The organism is Bradyrhizobium sp. 31Argb (assembly GCF_043638955.1).
Lineage (GTDB): Bacteria > Pseudomonadota > Alphaproteobacteria > Rhizobiales > Xanthobacteraceae > Bradyrhizobium.
In genome coordinates this window covers 1-19,107 of the sequence record NZ_JBEGDB010000010.1, presented here as the reverse complement: position 1 = coordinate 19,107, position 19,107 = coordinate 1, and the positions used below count along the sequence as shown (strand labels likewise).

General features: G+C 62.6%; 18 protein-coding genes. 4 read left to right on the top strand and 14 right to left on the bottom strand.

Features of this window, described 5'->3' with window-relative positions; all coding sequences use genetic code 11:
• Positions 1–11: 11 nt before the first annotated feature.
• The 10 genes from AAFX91_RS03515 to AAFX91_RS03470 form a co-directional block, all read right to left on the bottom strand.
• Positions 12–986: a tripartite tricarboxylate transporter substrate-binding protein gene (locus AAFX91_RS03515; protein WP_394565555.1), complete on the bottom strand. Its 975-nt coding sequence runs from the start codon at positions 984–986 to the stop codon at positions 12–14.
• Between the two features lie 27 nt (positions 987–1,013).
• On the bottom strand, positions 1,014–1,727 hold the full coding sequence (locus AAFX91_RS03510) for a GntR family transcriptional regulator (RefSeq protein WP_130576541.1): 714 nt from the start codon (positions 1,725–1,727) through the stop codon (positions 1,014–1,016).
• Positions 1,728–1,812: 85 nt separating this feature from the next.
• Complete coding sequence (locus AAFX91_RS03505) at positions 1,813–2,583, bottom strand: SDR family oxidoreductase (protein ID WP_394565554.1); 771 nt, start codon at positions 2,581–2,583, stop codon at positions 1,813–1,815.
• A 54-nt stretch (positions 2,584–2,637) separates the two neighbouring features.
• Positions 2,638–3,873, bottom strand: coding sequence for an ABC transporter substrate-binding protein (locus AAFX91_RS03500; RefSeq protein WP_394565553.1), 1,236 nt, complete (start codon positions 3,871–3,873; stop codon positions 2,638–2,640).
• Between the two features lie 36 nt (positions 3,874–3,909).
• Positions 3,910–5,145, bottom strand: a complete 1,236-nt coding sequence (locus AAFX91_RS03495; protein ID WP_394565552.1) for an ABC transporter substrate-binding protein — start codon at positions 5,143–5,145, stop codon at positions 3,910–3,912.
• A 32-nt stretch (positions 5,146–5,177) separates the two neighbouring features.
• Positions 5,178–5,885, bottom strand: a complete 708-nt coding sequence (locus AAFX91_RS03490; RefSeq protein WP_130576550.1) for an ABC transporter ATP-binding protein — start codon at positions 5,883–5,885, stop codon at positions 5,178–5,180.
• A complete protein-coding gene (locus AAFX91_RS03485) occupies positions 5,872–7,650 on the bottom strand; it encodes an ATP-binding cassette domain-containing protein (protein WP_394565551.1) in 1,779 nt (592 codons plus the stop codon). Before AAFX91_RS03485 ends, AAFX91_RS03490 begins: the two co-directional genes overlap by 14 nt.
• The gene (locus AAFX91_RS03480) at positions 7,647–8,582 is read right to left on the bottom strand and encodes a branched-chain amino acid ABC transporter permease (protein ID WP_130576554.1); all 936 of its coding nucleotides are present in this window, start codon (positions 8,580–8,582) and stop codon (positions 7,647–7,649) included. Before AAFX91_RS03480 ends, AAFX91_RS03485 begins: the two co-directional genes overlap by 4 nt.
• Positions 8,583–8,697: 115 nt before the next feature.
• On the bottom strand, positions 8,698–10,095 hold the full coding sequence (locus AAFX91_RS03475; protein ID WP_394565550.1) for an MmgE/PrpD family protein: 1,398 nt from the start codon (positions 10,093–10,095) through the stop codon (positions 8,698–8,700).
• A gap of 30 nt (positions 10,096–10,125) precedes the next feature.
• Positions 10,126–11,019, bottom strand: a complete 894-nt coding sequence (locus AAFX91_RS03470; protein ID WP_394565549.1) for an NAD(P)-dependent oxidoreductase — start codon at positions 11,017–11,019, stop codon at positions 10,126–10,128.
• A gap of 198 nt (positions 11,020–11,217) precedes the next feature.
• Between AAFX91_RS03470 and AAFX91_RS03465 the strand changes: the two genes are divergently transcribed.
• Complete coding sequence (locus tag AAFX91_RS03465) at positions 11,218–12,579, top strand: MmgE/PrpD family protein (protein ID WP_394565548.1); 1,362 nt, start codon at positions 11,218–11,220, stop codon at positions 12,577–12,579.
• Positions 12,576–12,959: a carboxymuconolactone decarboxylase family protein gene (locus AAFX91_RS03460; RefSeq protein WP_282527870.1), complete on the top strand. Its 384-nt coding sequence runs from the start codon at positions 12,576–12,578 to the stop codon at positions 12,957–12,959. Before AAFX91_RS03465 ends, AAFX91_RS03460 begins: the two co-directional genes overlap by 4 nt.
• Positions 12,960–13,038: 79 nt before the next feature.
• Here the strand turns inward: AAFX91_RS03460 and AAFX91_RS03455 are convergent, their stop codons facing one another.
• Positions 13,039–13,944: a LysR family transcriptional regulator gene (locus tag AAFX91_RS03455; protein WP_394565547.1), complete on the bottom strand. Its 906-nt coding sequence runs from the start codon at positions 13,942–13,944 to the stop codon at positions 13,039–13,041.
• Positions 13,945–14,100: 156 nt separating this feature from the next.
• Here AAFX91_RS03455 and ggt point away from each other — a divergent pair, with 156 nt between their 5' ends.
• Together ggt and AAFX91_RS03445 are read left to right on the top strand one after the other, a co-directional pair.
• Positions 14,101–15,714, top strand: coding sequence for a gamma-glutamyltransferase (gene ggt, locus AAFX91_RS03450; protein WP_394565546.1), 1,614 nt, complete (start codon positions 14,101–14,103; stop codon positions 15,712–15,714).
• 76 nt (positions 15,715–15,790) lie between these two features.
• A complete protein-coding gene (locus AAFX91_RS03445; protein ID WP_394565575.1) occupies positions 15,791–16,966 on the top strand; it encodes an ABC transporter substrate-binding protein in 1,176 nt (391 codons plus the stop codon).
• 46 nt (positions 16,967–17,012) lie between these two features.
• Here the strand turns inward: AAFX91_RS03445 and AAFX91_RS03440 are convergent, their stop codons facing one another.
• From AAFX91_RS03440 to AAFX91_RS03430, 3 genes are all read right to left on the bottom strand, one after another.
• Entirely contained in the window at positions 17,013–17,369 is a 357-nt protein-coding gene (locus AAFX91_RS03440) for a YbaN family protein (RefSeq protein WP_394565545.1), read from the bottom strand.
• A gap of 109 nt (positions 17,370–17,478) precedes the next feature.
• Positions 17,479–18,474: an FAD:protein FMN transferase gene (locus tag AAFX91_RS03435; protein WP_394565544.1), complete on the bottom strand. Its 996-nt coding sequence runs from the start codon at positions 18,472–18,474 to the stop codon at positions 17,479–17,481.
• A gap of 10 nt (positions 18,475–18,484) precedes the next feature.
• The gene (locus AAFX91_RS03430) at positions 18,485–18,940 is read right to left on the bottom strand and encodes a nitrous oxide reductase accessory protein NosL (protein ID WP_394565543.1); all 456 of its coding nucleotides are present in this window, start codon (positions 18,938–18,940) and stop codon (positions 18,485–18,487) included.
• Positions 18,941–19,107: the final 167 nt, after the last annotated feature.

Sequence of the window (19,107 nt, the reverse complement as noted above, 5' to 3'; positions counted from 1 at the left end):
GCGGAAGTGTCCTACTGCGGCTCGATTCCCGCAGCCTTGATGATCCGCGCCCATTTGTCGATCTCGGCCTTCAGGAAAGCTTCCAGCGCTTCGGGAGTTGCGCGTTCGGTCTCGACCGGGGTCATGCTGAGCTCAGCAAAGCGGCTGACGAGTGGCCGGTCCTTGAGGGCCGTCTGCAGGGCGCTGACCAGCACGTCGACCACCGGCTTCGGCGTGTTGCGGGGCGCATAGAGGGCATACCAGGTGGTCACATCGAACGCGGGAATGCCGGCTTCCGCCGAAGTCGGAACGTCCGGCAGCGTCGCGACGCGTTTCTTGCTGGTGATCGCATAGCCCTTGATGGTGCCAGACTGGATATAGGGCGTCGGCCCTGTCGCCGGATCGCAATAGACATCGATATGGCCGGCGATGACGTCGTTGAGCGCTGGCCCACCGCCCTTGTAATAGACGGACGTGAGCTTGGTGTCGGTCGTGCTCATGAACATCAGGCCGCAGAGTTGCGAGGCGGAGCCGAGGCCAACATTGCCGAACGTCATCTTGTCGCCGTCGCTGCGAATCCGCCCGACCAATTCCTTCAGATCCTTGGCGGGAAAGTTCGGCCGCGCGACCAGGATCATCGGCACGTCGGTGACGAGGCCGATCATGGCGAAGTCGCCGACCGGATCGAACGGAAGCTTGGCGTAGAGCGACGGAGCGGTCGCCTGACCGACATGCATCAGCAGCAGCGTATAGCCGTCAGGCGGCGCCTTGGCGACACGGTTAGTGCCCAGCGTGCCACCGGCGCCGACCACATTCTCGATCACGATCGACTGCTTCAGTGTCGCGCTCATTGCGCTGCCGAGAATTCGCGCAATCACGTCACCAGGACCGCCGGCCGAGAAGGGCACGATCATGGTGATCGGGCGGGAGGGATAGTCCTGCGCGAATGCCGTCGCGCATGGTGACAGCAGCAGAAGCAGGATCAGCGATCGTACCAAAGACATCATCACGCACTCCCTCCCTTTGCGCTTCGCCTATGGGTCGGGAAGCGTCATTTCCTTGGCCGATGTCCGCTCGATCATGTCGAGCGCGGCGACAGCCGCCGCCTTGACATGATCGACGCAGCAGCGTTCGGCGAGTTCCTCGTCTCCGCTCTGGATCGCGCGCCAGATCGCCGTGACCTCGCGCAAGCTCTTGTTGATCCGCTTCGGCTGCGACATCGAGGTGATCCGCAGCAGCGTGATCCGGTCATGCAACGGCTTGAGCATGCGCTCGATAAAGGCGTTGCGGCAGCCGCCGATCAGCGCGCCGTAGAAGTCGGTCTTGGCCTCGAGACACCCGGTGAGGTCCTGTTTCGCGGCCGCCGTCTTCAGCCGGGTCAAAGCATCGCCGATCCGGCGCACCACTTCGGGATCGTGCAGACGGGCGCATTCGCGGCCTGCAAATCCCTCCAGCACCGCACGGGCGGCATAGAGCTGCCGGGCCTCCTCGAGGCTGATCCGGCTGACCACCGGGCCGCGGTGGGGGATGGTGTTGACCAGCCCGTCAGCCTCCAGCAGCCGCAGCGCTTCCCGGATCGAGGGGCGGCTGACGCCCATCATCTCGCATAGCTCGCGCTCGACCAGCCGCTGGCCGGGTTTGAGCGTGCCGGACATGATCGCCTCGCGCAGCTTTTGTGCGACCATCTTCCTGACGGTCGGGACGTCTTCGATGCGAAGCGTGGACTGCAGTTCGGCGCGTCGGTCCATTTGCGGGATGCCTTCGTTCTATCGCGGGTTCACCAGCGATTTACCGGCAGAATCAGCATTTGTCGCTCTCTCGAGATCGGTTTGTTCATGCGATCGACCAGCCTCCGTCGATCGGCAGGCTGGCCCCGGTGATGTCCTGCGCGGCAGCGCTGCAGAGGAACACCACCAGGGCGCCAACGGCTTCCATCCCGATGAATCGGCCGGAGGGCTGGCGCTCCGAGAGATATTTTTCTGTCGCGCGGTCCACGGTCTCGCCATCCTTGGCCGCAATGGAAGCGATCTTGCTCTGGATGGCGGGGGTCGGCAGCGTCCCCGGGGAGACCGCGTTGCAGGTGATTCCGGTGCGCGCGGTCTCCAGCGCGACGGCGCGGGTGATGCCGAGGATCGCCGTCTTTGTGGTCACGTAGTCGATGCGGTCTTCGACAGCGCGGGTCGAATAGATGGAGGCCATGTTGATGATGCGGCCCCAGCCGCGCTGCTTCATGGCGGGCAGTGCGAGGCGGATCAAATGGAAGGGAGCGGACACGTTCACCGCCAGCGCGCGCTCCCATTGATCCGGCGGAAAGTGCTCGACTGCCGAGAAATGCCGGACCACCGCATTGTTGACGAGGATATCGATCGCGCCGCAGCGACGAAGCAGGTCGGCCAGCATGGCCTCGATGGCGGAGCGCTGTGACAGGTCGGCTCCCGCAGCGATCACTTCGACGCCGAACAGCGCGCGCAACCGGTCCGCGGATTCGTTCGGCGCGACGAGATCGTGCAGGACTATATTGGCCCCCGCGCCGGCAAGACTTTCCGCCACCGCCAATCCCAGGCCGGCGGTCGCCCCGGTTACGAGTGCCCATTTGTCCTTCATAGCGCGGCGGTTCCCTATTTCTTGTCGAGTTCGGCGTCACTGCGGGTGGCGTTGTCAGCTCTTCGGCCAGAACGGCTGCGCCAGCGCGAGCTCGGGCGGGAACACCGTCACTGGCACACCAGACTGCCACTGCACGATGGTCATGCCGGCGCCGACGCGACGGCCCTTCTCGTCGAACTTGATCTCACCCAGCGGGTAGTATTTCGAGGGACCGGCATCCATGCTGCGCAGGGCTTCGGCGACGGCGACGCGGTCAGCCTTGCCGGCCTTCTCCAGCGCGTCCTTGATCACCCACATGTCGCCATAGGTGGAGATCGCGTTTTGCGTCATCCATGGCTCCTTGTAGCGGGTCTTCAGCTCGGCGATCAGCGCCTCGTGTCCCTTGGCGCCCCAGCTTGCGACGCAGGTCAGGACACCCTGAAGCAGCTCGGGGCTGACGGTCTGCAGCATGTCCGGTTCGGCGATCGCGATGCCGAACGAGATAGTCGGTACCTTGCCCTGGCCGAGACCGAATTCGTTCATCTTTTCCAGCAGCAGTTTCGCGTCCGAAATCACCGTCGGCAGGAAGAAGAGAAGATCGGGTTTCGCGGAGCGAATCTTCTGCACCAGCGACGTCGCATCGGCGAGTGGCGGCGTGAACGTCTCATCGACGATCAACTGCAACTGGTTTTCCGCCAAAAGGCTCTCGCGCATCGATTTCGCGGATGCGATGGACGCCGCCGTATTGTCGGTGAGGATCGCAACCGTCTTCGGCCGCTTGCCGGAAGCCGTCTCCGCCAGCTTGATGATCTGCGGCAACGCCTGACGAGCCTGCGAGCCCGCCGTTGCCGAGGTCTGGAAAACGTATTTGAAGCCGCGATCGGTGATCAGGTCCGAGTAGGAGAGAGTGAGGACGGGCAGGTTGGCGCGCTCGGTGACCTCGGTGACGGCGAGCGTGAACGAGGAGAGATAGGCGCCGCTCGCCGCGACCAGGTCGGGCTCCTGCGCGACCATGCGCTGGGCGGCATTCTTGGCCTTTTCCGTGGTGTCGCCGGAATCCAGCACCAGCAGTTTCAGCTTGGCGCCGCCGAGCGCCTTAATGCCGCCTTGAGCATTGATGTGATCGACAGCCATTTCGGCGCCTTCACGCATGACCGTCCCCGGGCGCGCATAGAGCCCGGAGATCGGCACCAGCAAGCCGACCTTCACTTCCGAGGGCTGCTGTGCCCACGCGCGGGATGCGATCAGCGTGCTGGACGCGCCCACAAGCAGCGTTCGCCGCGTCACTGCGGTTCGGTTCTTCCCAGTCATGACGATTCTCCTCCGCGAATGGTCACGAGGCTGCCATCAGGATTTCTTCGGCCAGAACGGCTGCGATTGCGCGAGTTCAGGCGGATAGACGGTGACCGGCACGCCCGATTGCCACTGCACGATGACGACGCCGGCCCCGACCCTCCGGCCCTTCTCGTCGAATTTGAGCTGGCCGCCCGGATAATATTTCGACGGGCCGGCATCCATGGTGCGGAAGGCCTGCGCCACGGCCTGGCGATCAGCCTTGCCGGCCTTCTCCAGCGCTTCCTTCATCAGCCACATGTCGCCATAGGTCGAGATGACATTCTGTGTCATCCAGGGCTCCTTGTATTTGGCCTTGAGCTCCGCGATCAGATCCTCATGACCCTTCGACCCCCAGTTTGCGACGATCGTCATGATGCCCTGCACGACGTCGGGGCTGACGCTTTGCAGCATGTCCGGTTCTGCGATGGTGATGCTGAAGGAGACGGTCGGGACCTTGCCCTGGCCGAGGCCGAATTCGCTGATTTTCTCAAGCCCGAGCTTCGCGTCGGATACAGCGTTGGGCATGAACAGCAGCAGGTCCGGCTTCGCGGAGCGGACCTTCTGGATCAGAGGAGTCGCATCGGACAGGGGTGGCGTCCAGACTTCCTCGACGACGAGCTGCAGTGCTTCCTGCGCGAACAGTTTTTCCTTGAGCGCCTTGGCGGTTGCGACCGAGGTCGCGGTGTTGTCCATCAACATCGCCACGGTTTTCGGCCGCTTGCCGGATGCAGCTTCGGCCAGTTTCATCAGCGTCGGCAATCCGAGTTCGGATTGACGGCTTGCGGTTGCCGCGGTCTGGAAGATGTATTTGAAGCCGCGGTCGGTCAGCAGATCCGAATAGGACAACGTCAGCACCGGCAATTCAGCGCGCTCGGTTACCTCGGTGACCGCCAAAGTGAAAGAGGAGAGATAGGCGCCGGTGGCGGCGACAAGGTCGGGCTCCTGCGCCACCATGCGCTGCGCTGCGTTCTTGGCTTTCTCGGTGGTATCGCCGCAGTCGATCACGACCAGCTTCAGCTTCGCGCCGCCGAGCGCCTTGACACCGCCCTGCGCATTGATGTGCTCGATGCCCATCTCGGCGCCCATCTTCATCACCTGGCCCGGTCGGGTATAGATGCCGGACAACGGTACGATCAGGCCGACCTTGACCTCAGCCGGTTGCTGTGCGCGCGCCACCCGCGTGAGACCGACGGCGGCGGCAGCCGACAGCACGCTACGGCGGGTCAATCCCTTGGTCGTCTTGTTCATCTTGTTCTCGCTCCCCATTGTTCGTTGGCTCGTCACATGCCGAGATAGGCCTTGCGCACGCGATCGTCGGCGCGCAGGGTTTCGTTGTTGCCTTCGAGCACGACGCGTCCGGCCTCGAGGACATAGCCGTGATCCGCGGACTCGAGCGCCTCCGCCACGCGCTGCTCGACCAGCAACATGGTCAGGCCGGACTGGCGGCGGATCTCGATCAGCCGCTCGAAGATGAAATCGGCGGTCGATGGTGCAAGCCCCATCGAGGGCTCATCCAGCATCAGCAGTTTTGGCGAGGAAGCGAGCCCGCGCCCGATCGCGAGCATCTGCTGCTGGCCGCCGGACAGGGTGCCCGCGAATTGGCCGCGGCGTTCCGCGAGCACCGGCAGCCACGCGAAGATGCGCTCGATATTCGCCGCCCAGTCGCGCCGGCCGCTCTCGGTCATCGCGCCCATTTCCAGGTTCTCCATCACGGTCAGCGAAGGGAAAACCTGCCGGCCTTCGGGGACGTGGGCGATACCAAGGTGGGCCCGCTGCGCAGGCGGTACCGCGAGGAGATCGACACCATTAAAGGAGATTCCGCCCCCGCTCGGCTTCAGGATGCCAGAAATGGTCTTGAACAGGGTCGTCTTACCGGCGCCGTTCGGTCCGACGATGGCGACGAACTGACCTGCATCGATATTGATGGATACGCCGTTCAGGACGGGCTTTGCCGAATAGCCCGCGCTCAATCCCTCAATGCGGAGCATGGGCCATCCATTTCTTGCCGAGATAGGCCTCGATCACGCGGCCGTCGCGCGTGACCACCTCCGGCTCGCCCTCGGTGATGACGGCGCCGTGGTCGAGCACGAGGAAGCTGTCGACCAGGCGAACCATCGCCTGCATCGTGTGCTCGATGATGGCGATCGTCATGCCATCGCGGGCAAGCTGCTGGATCACGGCGACGACCTCGTCCGCCTCGCCATGGCCCAGGCCCGCGAGCGTCTCGTCGAGCAACAGGATGCGCGGCTGCCCCGCGAGCGCGCGAGCGAGCTCCATCAGTCGCAGTTCCTTGGTTGAGAGCTCGCCGGCGACGCGGTCTGCCACCGCGGAGAGGCCGACGCGCGCGATCGCGTCGGCGGCGAGCTTTCGCGCCTCTTCGTCCGTTCGCGCGCGCACATAGGCGCCGACCACGACGTTGTCGAGGATCGACATGCGCAGGAATGGACGCATGACTTGGAAAGTGCGGCCGATGCCGGCCTCGCAGATGGTATGCGGCCGCTCGCCGGACATGTTGCGGCCGTCGATCAGCACTTCGCCCTGGTTCGGTCGCAGGAAGCCGTTCAGGAGATTGAAAAGCGTCGTCTTGCCGGCGCCGTTCGGGCCGATGATGCCGAGGATTTCGTTCTTGTGCAGTTTGAAGCTGACGTCCTGGACGGCTTTCAAGCCGCCAAAAGAGCGCGAGAGGTTCCGGACCTCGAGCACAACTTCGCCGTTTGCGGCGCGCTGTCGAGCCGGCCGCGACGCCGTCACGGTTGTTGCCGGGGCCTGCGAATCATCCAGCGTCGCGGCTGCCTTTGGTGCAAGCCGCTTGCGCAGGAGATCTCGCAACTTCCAGAATAATCCTTCCGGAGCGACCAGGATGACGCAGACGATGGCAAATCCGAAGATCACGCCCTGAATGCCAGGGAAGCGTGCGCCAGCCTCGGCATGCAGGATCTCGGCAAGCGGGATCAGGATCACGGATCCGATGACTGGCCCCCAGACCGTGCCGACGCCGCCGAACATGGCGACCGTCAGCGCCTGCGCCGACACCAGCATGCCGAACACCGATTGCGGGGTGACCACCAGCAGCACCTGCGCATAGAATGCGCCGATGGCGGCGGCTATCGCGCCGCTGAGCGTGATCGCGCGCAGCTTCCAGGCCAGCGTATCGATGCCGGCGGCTTCGGCTGCGGCCTCGTTCTGCTTGATTGCCAGCAGCGCCATGCCAAAGCGGGAACGTTCGATGAGGCGCGTCAGCAGGATCGTGGCAAGCATGATCGCCAGCGCCAGTAAGGTGTAGAGCCGGGGATCGGCAAACTGCATATAGGCGATCGGGGCGTCGCGCTTGATCGGGAGCGTGACTTCCTGGAAGCCGAGCCACTCGAACACGTAGAGAATGGCGAGTGGATAGGCCAACATCGCCAACGCGAAATAGTGGCCCTGCAGGCGAAAAGTCGGAAATCCGATCAGCAGCCCGGCAATGCCGCCAAGCATTGCGGCGACCGGAATCAGGAGCCAAGGCGACAGGTCGAAGTAGATTTGTCCGAGCGCTGTCGTATAGGCGCCGATCCCGAAAAAGGCTGCGTGCCCGAACGAGATCAGTCCGGTGTATCCGCTCAGCAGATTCCAGGACAGCCCGAAGACCGCCCACACCGGAACCAGCGTCAGAACCAGTTGATAGTACGAGTTGGTGACGCCGAGCGAGATCGCCGCATAAGCGATCGTGAAGACGAGGGCAGGGACCAGCGAGCGCAATTGGGGCACGGTCATGTCCTCTCGACCATGCGCCCGAAGAAGCCTTGCGGACGGAAGAAAATGATGAGGAGGAACACGACAAAAATCGCTGCGTTCTGCAACTGCGTCGGCAAGATCAGTGTCGACATCTGCTGGACCAGCCCGATCGTCATGCCGCCCCAGAAGGCGCCGATGATGCTGCCCATGCCACCGAGAACGACGCCGGCATACATGACGATGACGTAGTCGAGTCCGACAAAGGGATGGAACGGATAGTTGGTGGCGAGCAGGCCGCCGGCAATGGCCGTGATGCCGGAGCCGAGCGCGAAGGCGGTGCGGTGGGCACGGTCGACATCAATGCCCATATAGGTCGCGGCGGTTGGATTGTCGGCGGCGGCACGAAGCGATTTGCCGATCCGAGACCGCGTGATCAACAGCGACAGCAGCGTCATGATCAACAGCGAGACGACGGCGTCGATGCCGCGCGCCTTGTTGATGAAGATGCTCATGTCGAAGAATGGGCCGAGTTCCCAGGCCGAACTCGACAGTGGCGTGCGGATTGAAGCCAGCACCGATCCGAAGATGATGAGGCCGCCATTCTGGAGAATCAGCGCAATGCCGAGCGTCAGGATGAGTTGGGCGTAGTGACCTTCACCCTCGAGCGAGGCGGTGCGCGTGCCCGACACATGCGAAATCAGGGTAAGGTGGACGAAATAGCCGAACAGCGCGAGCACCGGACCAGCCAGCAGGATCGCGATGAACGGCCCGACAGCATTGCCGAAGACGGCCTGGACGCCAGCGGCGGTGAACAGGTAGAAGGCGACATACATGCCAAGCATCATGAAATCGCCATGGGCGAAGTTGATGACCCGCATGACGCCGAAGATCAGGCCAAGTCCGACGCACATCAGGCCGTAGACCGCACCGATCAGCAGGCCTGCGGCGAGGGCTTGCAGAAATCCTTCCATCAGCGAGGTCTCCGCGGTGCAGAGACAAGGCCGATTTGCAGGCGATCCTTCGCGGTCGTCGCTGCAACGCTGGTCTCCCGGTCCGCCATTTCACCTCCGCAATGTCTGGCGTTTTCTATGATGCCGATCGCAAAATCCGCTCCGGCGATTCCAGCCGGCATTGCGCCGCGATCACACTGGCATCGCCAAGCTGCTCGCAGCCATCGATGAGTTGTTCGAGGCGTTGCGCGCGGTCCTCGCCGATGACGCACGTTGCCGCGGTCCGATAGCGTGCGCGAATGTCTGCAGGCGTTGCCGGAACGACATCGGCCAGGGCGTGTCTGATCGTCCTTCCGTCACGCAGTAACACAGTCACTTCCGCGCTTTGCTTGCCGGGGAAGGAAGCGGTGAAGCCGGGATCACTCTGCAGGCTGGATGCCGCAATGAGGCGGAGGATTTCGGGATCGTCCAGCTCCGCGTAGTTCTCTTCCTCGATCTCGCCTCGCGCGAGCACTGCTGCGACGGTGAACGGAATGCTCATCTTCGCCTGGAGCGTGTTTCGGTAGGGCCCCTTCGAGTCGCATCCCGGATAGCGAACGGCGGCATCGGGAGCGCGAATGACGATACGATCAACGTCATCCATGCTGGCGAGCTCGTGCGAGGCTCGGAGCGCTGCCTGTGCTGCGGTTTGGGCGAAGTTGCAGGCGGGCGCCGGCTTGTTGTAGACGGCCATGATCTCGCACTCGCCGCCTGCGAAGAGTTCAATGCTGACGGGCGCTGTCTCGCGCCGATAGGCCGCGAACAGGCCGGCTTCGCCTTCGAGGATCGTCTCCGACCCGAATGCGCCGGCTGCGGCGAGGCCTATTGCCTTGATCGCATTGCTCGCCGCGAAGCCGGGATGAAAATACATGTCCGAGGCGCCCGTGTGCGGCCACTGGTTCAGGCCGCTTGAGGTGTTGGCGGCGATCGCCATGGCGCTGGTCGCGGCGTCCTCGGATAGTCCGAGTGCAAAGCTTCCGGCCAGCGCCGCACCAAGCGGCGCAACCAGCCCTGTCGGGCGGTACAGGCGTGCGAGGTCGGACGTAAGGAGCGCGCGACCGATCCGCGCACCGGTCTCGTAACCGATGATGGCGGCGGTGAGCAGGGGGGCGCCACGCAACGGCGCCTGCTCCGATAGCGCGAGCAGGGTTGGCCAGATCACGACGCCATGATGCGATCTGCTGGCGGCATGCATGTCTTCGCGCACCAGACCGTGCCCCATCACGGCGTTGGCGAATGCGGCCTCAGTCGGCGAGGCAAGCCGCGAGGTACCGATGATGGTTGCGCCGTCGCCGGTGGCGTGCGCGATCGTGACAGCCTGACGGCTCCAGGGATGAGTGCCTGCTTCGAAGGCGCAGGACAGGAAATCGAGCAGGCAGAGCTTTGCCTTCGCGATCACCTCAGGGCCGAAATCCCCGAGATCGACGGCAAGCGCGGATCGCGCCATCTGCCGCGCGAGCGATGCCTTGCCGGATCCGGTCGGGCCGATCGTCATCGCAATCGCTGCTCCCCTGAAGCGTTATGATCAGCCGCGCATCTGCACTCCGGCCCATTCCTCGACTACCTTGGCGATCGAGGTGAAATCGGATGCGGCGCCATATTTGGCGTTGGTAATCGCCAGCATTTGCCGCACCACAGCGCCGCACACCATGGGCACACCCATGGCTTCGGCCTCATCGACGCACAGCCGGACGTCCTTGTAGGAGAGGCCGGTGGTGAAGCCGAAATCGAAGGTGCCGGGCAGCACTGAACGCGGGAACTTGTCTTCGGACGCGCTGTTGCGACCGCTGCTGGCGTTGATGATATCAATCAGGACCTTGGCATTGACGCCACCCTTCACGCCCATCGCCACCGCTTCGGATGTGATCACCAGAGCCGCCGCTGCCATCAGATTGTTGGCGAGCTTGGCTGTCTGCGCCACGCCGGGCTTGTCGCCGGTGTAGAACAGCTTGCCGAAATTCTTCAGGATCGGCTGGACAGTCTCATAGGTCGTCTGCGGGCACGACACCATCACCGCCAGCGTGCCGTTGACGGCACCCTTGATGCCGCCACTCACGGGCGCGTCGACCAGTGTCATGCCTTTTGCTTTCAGACCCTCTGCCACGAGCTTGGCTACGCCCGGGCCGGTGGTCGAGAGATCGATCACGATTCGCGCGCGGCTCCCGCTGCTGATCCCATCCGGACCGAGCGCGACCGCCTTCACAATGTCGGGAGTGGGTAGGCTGGCCAGCACGATATCCGCGCGAGAGGCGACATCGGCCGGCGATTTCGCCATGTGGGCACCGCGCTTGACCAGCGGTTCGGTCGCCTCGCGCTGTGTGTCATAGACGACCAGCGAATAACCGGCGTCCATCAATCGTCCTGCCATGGGGCCGCCCATGCGGCCCGCACCAATGACGCCGAGCGTCTCTCCGGCCATCGTTCACTCCCGTGTCGCGCGTTTCCAGGATGAACGCGCTCTTGTTGTTATCGCCGCTTGTCGTCGTCGAGGCAGCGGTTTCTGCACCCGCGGTCCCAACTGTTCGATTGTCAGTCAATCTGTCAAGCAGAACATTTTGTGGTCGACAGTTGGCCGCGGGTCGGCTTAAGGTTTCGGAAAGACGAGGAATGCGCTCAGGTGCCACAAGAGAAGGTTTCAAGCGTCAGCCGGACGCTCGCCGAATTTGTCGCCGCCACATCATGGGCGGATGTCGCGGAGCAAGGTCATGATGCGAAGCGGGCAATTCTCAATTTCTTCGCGACCGCACTGGGTTCGGCCCACGATCCGGCGGTGACGATCGCGTTGCGCACATTGTCGCCGTTCAGCGGTCGTCAGACCTCGATGATCATCGGCCGTTCCGAGTGGCTCGATGCCCTGTGTGCGTCATTCATCAACGCCATCTCCGCCAACCTGCTCGACTTCGACGACACCCATCCCGAAACGATCATTCATCCGGCTGCGCCAGTCGCGGCTCCGGTGCTGGCACTTGGACAAGCGCGCCGGTTGCCGGGACGCGATGTGTTGACTGCATTCATCCTCGGTGTCGAGGTCGAGTGCCGCATTGGCAATGCGGTCTCGCCGCGCCACTATGCGCGTGGTTGGCATATCACCTCGACCTGCGGGATATTCGGCGCGGCGACCGCTTGCGCAAAGCTGCTGGGACTACCAGCAGAGGGTATTGCAAACGCGATCGGGATTGCCGCGAGCCAATCGGCGGGCAATGTCGAGAACCTGCCGACCGCCGCCAAGAATGTGAGCGTCGGCAATGCCGCGCGGAACGGGCTTTTTGCCGCACTGTTTGCGGAGCAGGGGTATGCGGCCGCGCCCCGTGCCATCGAAGGGCCGCTCGGATGGGCGCGCACCATGGGCGACGAAGCCGATCTCGACCGTCTGCTCGGCGGCCTCGGCAACACCTGGGAGATCGCAAGAAATACCTACAAGCCCTATCCAGCCGGCATCGTGTTCCATGCCGTTATCGACGCTTGCTTCCGTCTTCGCGATCGGATCGGCAAGCGAACCGATCAAATCGATTCTGTGACGGTGCAGGGCTCCGCATTGTTGCTGGCGCGCGGCGATCGGCCAGTGCATAACGAGCGCGATGCGCGCGTGAGTATCCATCATTGCGCGGCATGCGGCTTACTCATCGGCGCGGCCGGCATTGGCGAATTTGGGCACAAGACAGTGTTCCAACCTGACGTCGTGCAGTTGCGGCAGAAGGTGAGGGCTGATCTTGACGACACGATGCCCGATGGCGCGGCGCGGGTGAGTGTGCGCCTCGTGACCGGCGAAGTCTTCACTGAGACCGTCGCGTCGCCGCGGGGCAGTCTGGCCGATCCGCTCACCGATCGCGACATCGAAGCCAAATTGCGCGCGTGCGTGCGGACCGGCGGGAGCGATTGGGACGCGGACGGCGTTATCGAGGCCGTCTGGCAAATCGATGAGCTCGATGACATCTCCGAATTGATGCAGCGCTCTCCAAACCTGAAAGGACGATCATGAGCAAAAGCGAGTTGTTCGAAAAAGGCCTCAAAGTTCGCAAGGAAGTACTCGGCGAGGACTACGTCAACAAATCGATCGCGGGCGCCGACGAATTCACCCGGACGATGGCGGAATGGTCGACCGAGTTCTGCTGGGGCGCGCTGTGGACACGGCCCGGACTCGATCGGCGTACCCGCTCGATCGTCAACCTGGCCATGCTCGGCGCGCTCAATCGGCCGCATGAGCTGAAGCTTCACGTCAAGGGCGCCCTGAAGAATGGACTGACCAAGGACGAGATCAAGGAAATATTGCTACAGGTCGCCGTCTATTGCGGCGTGCCCGCCGGCATAGACGCATTCCGCAATGCACGCGACGCTTTCAATGAGATTGAGACGAAGTGATCTGCAGGAGGCTCGTCGGCGCGCCTCTCGGCGATGGCCGACGAGCGATCCTGGGGTGAATGCTTTCGAGTAGCAGCCGTTAGCCCTTTGGGCTTTTGATCAGTTCTCTCGCGACCTCGATAAACCGCGCGGTCAGCGGGGAAAGGCTGTCATCCCGCCAGGCCAGCGCGATATCCAGGGTTGCTTTGGCATCTTTGATTTCGAGCGGCTTGATTCCCGGCGGGAGCGTCGAAATGAACGAGGCATCGAGAATCGTGCAGCCGAAGCCCGATCGCACGAGCTGAAGCAGCACAGGCAAGTCGTCGGCCTCCTCGACAACGTTCAATGCCACTCCCTTCGCGGCGGTCATATCGTCGACAAGCATCCTGAAGCCGCGCCATCGACCTGCGGTACCGATCACGATCGGTGCCGTCGCCATGCGTCGCAGTGTTATCGATCGTTGCTTGGCCCAAGCGTGACTGGCGGGCACAATCGCGATGAGCCGTTCGCGCGAGATGGGGATGCTCTTCTGTGGACCCGACGACACATTGGACATCATGAAGCCGAGGTCGATAGTGCCTTCATTCAGCGCTTCGGATTGCTCCGATGACGCAAGCAATCGTAGCCCGACCTGCGCTTCCGGATACTTCTTGCGGAACTCGATGATGACATCTGACATTGGACCGGTTGCGGCGAACGTAGAGTAGCCGACCATCACCGTACCGCTGAGACCCTGCGCCACAGCGCCGGCGCGCGCAAAGGCACGTGTTAACCGTCGCATCGCTTCGGCGGCTTCGCGATAGAGGGTTTCGCCGGCAGGGGTTAGCGCCACATGACGCGTCGAGCGCTCAAACAGGGGAAAGCCGAACTGCCTCTCGAGGTGTCGGATGCTGCGGCTGAGAGCCGGCTGAGCGATTCCCAACATCTGAGCCGCTTTTCGGAAGCTCAGCGTTTCCGCAACAGCAAGGAAGTGCTGCGTCTTGGCGTGAAGCGAGGGATGGATCATGTGGGGAACTGATATCACGTGGTTATCAATCTGAGCTCATTTAGTATTGGACAGGCATGAATACTATTTGCCAAATCCGTAGGCAATGATGCGAATGCTGGACGCGGCCTGTAGTTCCCTGCTGCCGCCGAACCAGCGAGGCGAAACGGAGGAAGCATGCCCCAAGCGAAGGCGATGATCGTCGCGGCACAAGCCGAAGCGGCGGAGGCAGGGGCGATGATGCTGCATGCCGGCGGCAACGCTATCGATGCAGCGATCGCCTGCGCGCTTGTGCAGGGCGTGGTGGACCCCCTGATGGCCGGCATTGCCGGGTTCGGAAGTGCCGGCATCTACTTCCCGGCGCAGAACTTTCACAAATATCTTGACTTTCATGCCCCGTCGCCCGCCGCTGCACGACCCGACATGTGGGCGCACCTGATCGAAGGCGAGGCCCGGGACGGCTATGGTTTCATTCTCAAGGGCAAGGTCAATGACGTCGGTTATCAATCGACCTGTGTTCCGGCGTCGCTGAAAGCATATTTCGAGGCACACGCCAGATTCGGCGTGCTGCCGTGGCGCGACATTGTGGCTCCAGCTATCGAATGGGCTGAGCGCGGCTGGATGGTGCGTCCGCATGTCGAGTTTTTCTGGTCCGATCCCGGCACGATGGGGCGTGCGTCCGGCGCGGAGCGGTTGGCGTTTTCGCCATCTGGGCGAAGCCTCTATTGTCGCGACGATGGCACGCCCAAGCGCGTGGGTGATCTCGTGCGCAATCCGGACTATGCCAAAACGCTCCACCTGATTGCCGAGGGGGGCTCTGACGTTTTCTATAGGGGTGAACTAGCGCAGCGCATCGCACGCGATATGCGGGAACACGGCGGCCTGATCACCGCCGAGGATCTTGCATCGTATCAGCCCAAATGGCTCGATCCGCTGCGAAGTACATATCGCGGCTACGAAGTCACCACCAACAATCCGCCCGGCGGCGGCCTCATGCTCATCGAGATGCTCAATATGCTCGAGCGGTTCGACCTGGCGGATATAGGACATAACAGCGCCGAGTATCTTCGCGTCGTATGCGAAGCCATGAAGCGCGCGACCATCGACAAAGATAACTTCACGGGCGATCCTGGCTTCGTCGACGTTCCCATCTCACGCCTGGCGTCGAAGGACTACGCTGCGGCCATGGCGAAGGACATCGCGGCCAGGATCAAAGCAGATGTGCCGCGCCTCAATTCCGGATTTCCGTCGAAGGATACAACCCAGGTATCGGTTATCGACCGCGACGGCAATTGCGTGACCATGACTCATTCGCTGGGAATGCCTTCCGGCGTGATCACCGACGGCCTTGGCTTCTTTTATAACGGATGCATGGCCGTGTTCGACCCGCGGCCGGGCCGGGCGGGTAGCATTGCGCCCGGCAAGGCGCGCTTCACTTCAGTGTGCCCTTCGATCATTCTTCGTGATGGCAAGCCTTACCTGGTGATTGGCGCTCCGGGCGCCACCCAGATTGCGATGGGCGTGCTGCAAGCGATCCTCAACGTCCTCGATTTCGGCATGACGATGACCGAAGCGGTGAGCGCGCCGCGGTTCTCGGCAACCAGCAACGCGATCGATGTCTCAAATCGGATCACCCATCGTACTACCAGACAGCTCGAGGCTGAGGGATACGAGGTGATCCGCAGTCCGTACACGTTCGGATTCGCGGCCGTCCACGGCATCCGCATCGATGGCGACAAGCTCGACGGCGGAGCCGATCCCGGGCACGACGGGATCGCACTGGCCGTCTGAGCTGTAGACAACAACGAAAATTCCAGAGGGGAGGACGATTGTGAAGACATCAAGCTTGGGATTGGCCGTGGCTGCTGTGCTGGCGTCGTGCGCCGCCGCGCACGCGCAAGTTTCTGACGACGTGGTCAAAATTGGGGTGTTGACGGACCATTCGGGCGGATTCGCGTATCTCGTCGGCAAGCATTCGGTCGAGGCCACACAGATGGCCGTTGATGACTTCGGAGGGAAGGTTCTGGGGAAGCCGATTGTCGTCGTTACCGCGGATCATCAGAACAAGGCCGACATCGCCTCTACTTTAAGTCGCAAGTGGTTTGACACTGAAGGCGTCGATGCGATCACGGACGTCGCCGGCTCGGCGGTCGCGCTGGCGACGCAAGAGATTGCGCGTCCGCGCAACAAGATCCTGTTGATCTCGGGCGCAGCGACCACAGAGCTCACAGGAAAGGCCTGTTCGGCGACCACGACGCAGTGGAGCTATGACACATACTCGTTCGCCAAGGGCACGGCCAGCCAAGTGACTAAGCAGGGTGGCACTTCCTGGTTCTTCCTGACCAGCGACTATGCCTTCGGTCATTCTCTTCAGAATGATGCGAGCCGCTTCGTCGAGGCGAATGGCGGCAAGGTAGTCGGCAGCGTACGTTTTCCCTTTGGCTCACCGGACTTCTCCTCATTCCTCTTGCAGGCGCAGGCGTCGAAAGCCAAGGAAATCGGGCTGGCGATGTCGGGCGCCGATCTGCTGACCGCCATCAAACAGGCTCGCGAATTCGGTATCGTCCAATCCGGGCAAAACCTGGCGAGTCTGGTGATCTATATCAACGACATCGAGGGGCTTGGACTCGACGTCGCTCAAGGTCTGACGCTGACCACCTCATTCTATTGGGATGCTAACGACGAGACCCGGGCCTGGGCCAAGCGCTTCATGGAACGCTCGGGCGGCTTTATCCCAAATCTGATCACCGCCGGCACTTATGCCTCGGTGATGCACTATTTGAAGGCTGTGCAGGCGGCCGGCACCGATGACGGCAGAGCGGTCGCCGCGAAGATGCGGGAAATGCCAGTGAACGATTTCTATAACAAGAACGTTGAAGTCCGGGTCGATGGCCGTGTGATGCACAAGACTTACCTTATGAAGGTGAAGTCTCCCGCCGAATCCAAATATCGCGGCGATTTCTATCAGGTGTTGGCTGAGATGTCCGGCGAGGAATCGTTCCGTCCGCTCTCCGAAAGCCAATGTCCGCTGGTAGAGAAATAGCTCTGCGTCAGTCCTTAGGGGAACGCCGCAACCAGCCTGTTCAAGTTCAAGGAGACGGTCTGGTGAAGACGTAGACCAGACCCGTAAGCATGAGCACTCCGACGCTCGCCATCAGGATCGGGCCAGGCGCGGTTCCGATCCAGAACAGCAGGAATCCGAGGCTCATGCCGGCAAGCGCCAGCAGCCTCGCTCGCGGGGGGATCGCGCCATGCTCATGCCACGCACGCAGTGCCGGCCCGAAGCGGGGACGGGAGAGAAGCCAGTTTTCAAACCGCGGCGAGGATCGTGCGAAGCAGGTCGTGGCAAGAATGAGGAATGGCGTTGTCGGGAGCACTGGCAAGAATGCACCGACAAAACCGGTGGCGACGAAGATGAAACCGAGAACAAGATAAACGCGACGCATCGGCCGCAACCACCATGCAAGAGCGAGGGTTTGTGACAGATGCTGGGCTTATCGTAGTTCCAGGTCGGCGGCGCCGGCTGGGCGAAAGGGCTGGATCATCATCTGGTCGTTATGCGACCAGATCAGCGGCACGCCCGCGCGCATCGATGAGGTGTACCCGTTCGATCCGCGCGGGCATAAGCAGTGACTGGATGCGCGGCTCCGCCATGAGGCTGAAGGCGGTGGACATTGCATCGGCGGCGGTCGCATCGGCGGAGACCGTGGTCACGCTGCGGTAGCGTCCGGCGCACCCGCCGCTCGACGGGTCGAACAGGTGGTTGAAGCGACCATCGGCATCGAAACAGAAGCCGTAGCCGCCCGATGTCGATACCGCCCGGTCGATGATCGGAATGACCGTCGCGGTGACGCCTACCGAATCTGGGTCGGCAATCCCGATTTCCCAAGGCTGTCCATCCGGACGCGGTCCGATGGCGCGGCTCTCGCCCATGTCGACGAGACTGCGCGCGATACCTTGCGCGCGCAGGAGGTCGACGATCCTGTCGGTGACATGGCCTTGCGCGATGCCGTTCAGGGTGATCGCAGCACCGCGCGGCATCGAAATGCGGTCGCGGCTGACGTGAAGCCGGTGGTAGCCCACATTTGCGAGGGCCGCCTGCACGTCGGCCAGGGCCGGGCCGTTGGGATCGGCGTGGGCGCGCGAGAAATAATCGGCATAGAGACGCCACAGCGGCTGCACAGTTGGATCGAACGCCCCGTTCGTCAGCTTGGCATAACGCAAGGAGATTTCCAGGAGCTCGACGAGTTCTGCAGCAGGGTCGACCAGCACGCCCGTCCGGTTCAGCTCGACCAGGGCGGAGTCTTCTCGATAAAGGCTGAACAGCCGCTCGAGCCGTCGCGCTTCCGAGCAGGCTGCCGCGATCAGGCGTTCCGCTTCATGCGGGTGCTCGTGATGGATCTTCATGGTGGCGACGGCTCCGAGCATCGTGCCGCGCCAGGTGAGCAGGTTGGCGTCCGCCCTTGCCCCGCGTCCGAAAGGAACGAGGGAAAGGCCTGCCGCCGCGGCGGTGATGCAGATAAAGCGGCGGCGCGATAGCATCGCGGCCATGAACCTCTCCTCAATTCGTCGAGCTAGGCGCGGATGGTCTGTCGTCCGTCGACGCGCTGGACTCGTTCGATCCCAGCACGTAATCCCGCGGCACCTCCGTGAAACCAACGATCTGTCCGCCATTCTCGGCGACAAACTTCGCCGCGGCGGCCCGGTTCGAGAACGGCACAGCTTCGGCGCCGCCCATTCCGCCCTTGATGCGGCTTCCGATTACGAACAGCGCCTTTCGCGCCTCCACCCAATTATCCGCGCCGGGCTTGTCCCAGCTCGGTGCCTTCGCCATGTCGGAGACGTAAATGGCTTGGATGTCCTTCGGTTCGTCCGGCAGCATCGTGAAGGCGATGGCATCGCGCGCCGAGGAGAACCAGACCGGTTCGATCAGGCCAGCGGTCAGGATCTGTCCCTTCGGCCCTGGGTGCTCGAGCACGTTCATGCCGCAATAACGGCCGATCGCCTCCGCCGTCATCGCGTGCGGCAGCGGGAGCGCGGTCTGCTGTTTTTCGTTGCAGCCTGCGAGCAGGGTCAGCGCGAGCAGCGTGTGGACAACAGCAATACGTGAGCAACCGGCGACATGGGTAACACTTCAAACCGACGACATGGGTAACACAATTCTCGTTTCGTTCAGGTCTGCTG

Excerpts from the sequence above, each read along its gene's own strand:
- AAFX91_RS03510 (WP_130576541.1), bottom strand. The coding sequence starts at position 1,727 with ATGGACCGACGCGCCGAACTGCAGTCCACGCTTCGCATCGAAGACGTC.
- AAFX91_RS03495 (WP_394565552.1), bottom strand. The coding sequence starts at position 5,145 with ATGAACAAGACGACCAAGGGATTGACCCGCCGTAGCGTGCTGTCGGCT.
- AAFX91_RS03515 (WP_394565555.1), bottom strand. The coding sequence starts at position 986 with ATGATGTCTTTGGTACGATCGCTGATCCTGCTTCTGCTGCTGTCACCA.
- AAFX91_RS03500 (WP_394565553.1), bottom strand. The coding sequence starts at position 3,873 with ATGACTGGGAAGAACCGAACCGCAGTGACGCGGCGAACGCTGCTTGTG.
- ggt (WP_394565546.1), top strand. The coding sequence starts at position 14,101 with ATGCCCCAAGCGAAGGCGATGATCGTCGCGGCACAAGCCGAAGCGGCG.
- AAFX91_RS03485 (WP_394565551.1), bottom strand. The coding sequence starts at position 7,650 with ATGACCGTGCCCCAATTGCGCTCGCTGGTCCCTGCCCTCGTCTTCACG.
- AAFX91_RS03455 (WP_394565547.1), bottom strand. The coding sequence starts at position 13,944 with ATGATCCATCCCTCGCTTCACGCCAAGACGCAGCACTTCCTTGCTGTT.
- AAFX91_RS03435 (WP_394565544.1), bottom strand. The coding sequence starts at position 18,474 with ATGGCCGCGATGCTATCGCGCCGCCGCTTTATCTGCATCACCGCCGCG.
- AAFX91_RS03430 (WP_394565543.1), bottom strand. The coding sequence starts at position 18,940 with ATGACGGCGGAGGCGATCGGCCGTTATTGCGGCATGAACGTGCTCGAG.
- AAFX91_RS03475 (WP_394565550.1), bottom strand. The coding sequence starts at position 10,095 with ATGACGATCGGCCCGACCGGATCCGGCAAGGCATCGCTCGCGCGGCAG.
- AAFX91_RS03470 (WP_394565549.1), bottom strand. The coding sequence starts at position 11,019 with ATGGCCGGAGAGACGCTCGGCGTCATTGGTGCGGGCCGCATGGGCGGC.
- AAFX91_RS03505 (WP_394565554.1), bottom strand. The coding sequence starts at position 2,583 with ATGAAGGACAAATGGGCACTCGTAACCGGGGCGACCGCCGGCCTGGGA.
- AAFX91_RS03480 (WP_130576554.1), bottom strand. The coding sequence starts at position 8,582 with ATGGAAGGATTTCTGCAAGCCCTCGCCGCAGGCCTGCTGATCGGTGCG.
- AAFX91_RS03440 (WP_394565545.1), bottom strand. The coding sequence starts at position 17,369 with ATGCGTCGCGTTTATCTTGTTCTCGGTTTCATCTTCGTCGCCACCGGT.
- AAFX91_RS03460 (WP_282527870.1), top strand. The coding sequence starts at position 12,576 with ATGAGCAAAAGCGAGTTGTTCGAAAAAGGCCTCAAAGTTCGCAAGGAA.
- AAFX91_RS03490 (WP_130576550.1), bottom strand. The coding sequence starts at position 5,885 with ATGCTCCGCATTGAGGGATTGAGCGCGGGCTATTCGGCAAAGCCCGTC.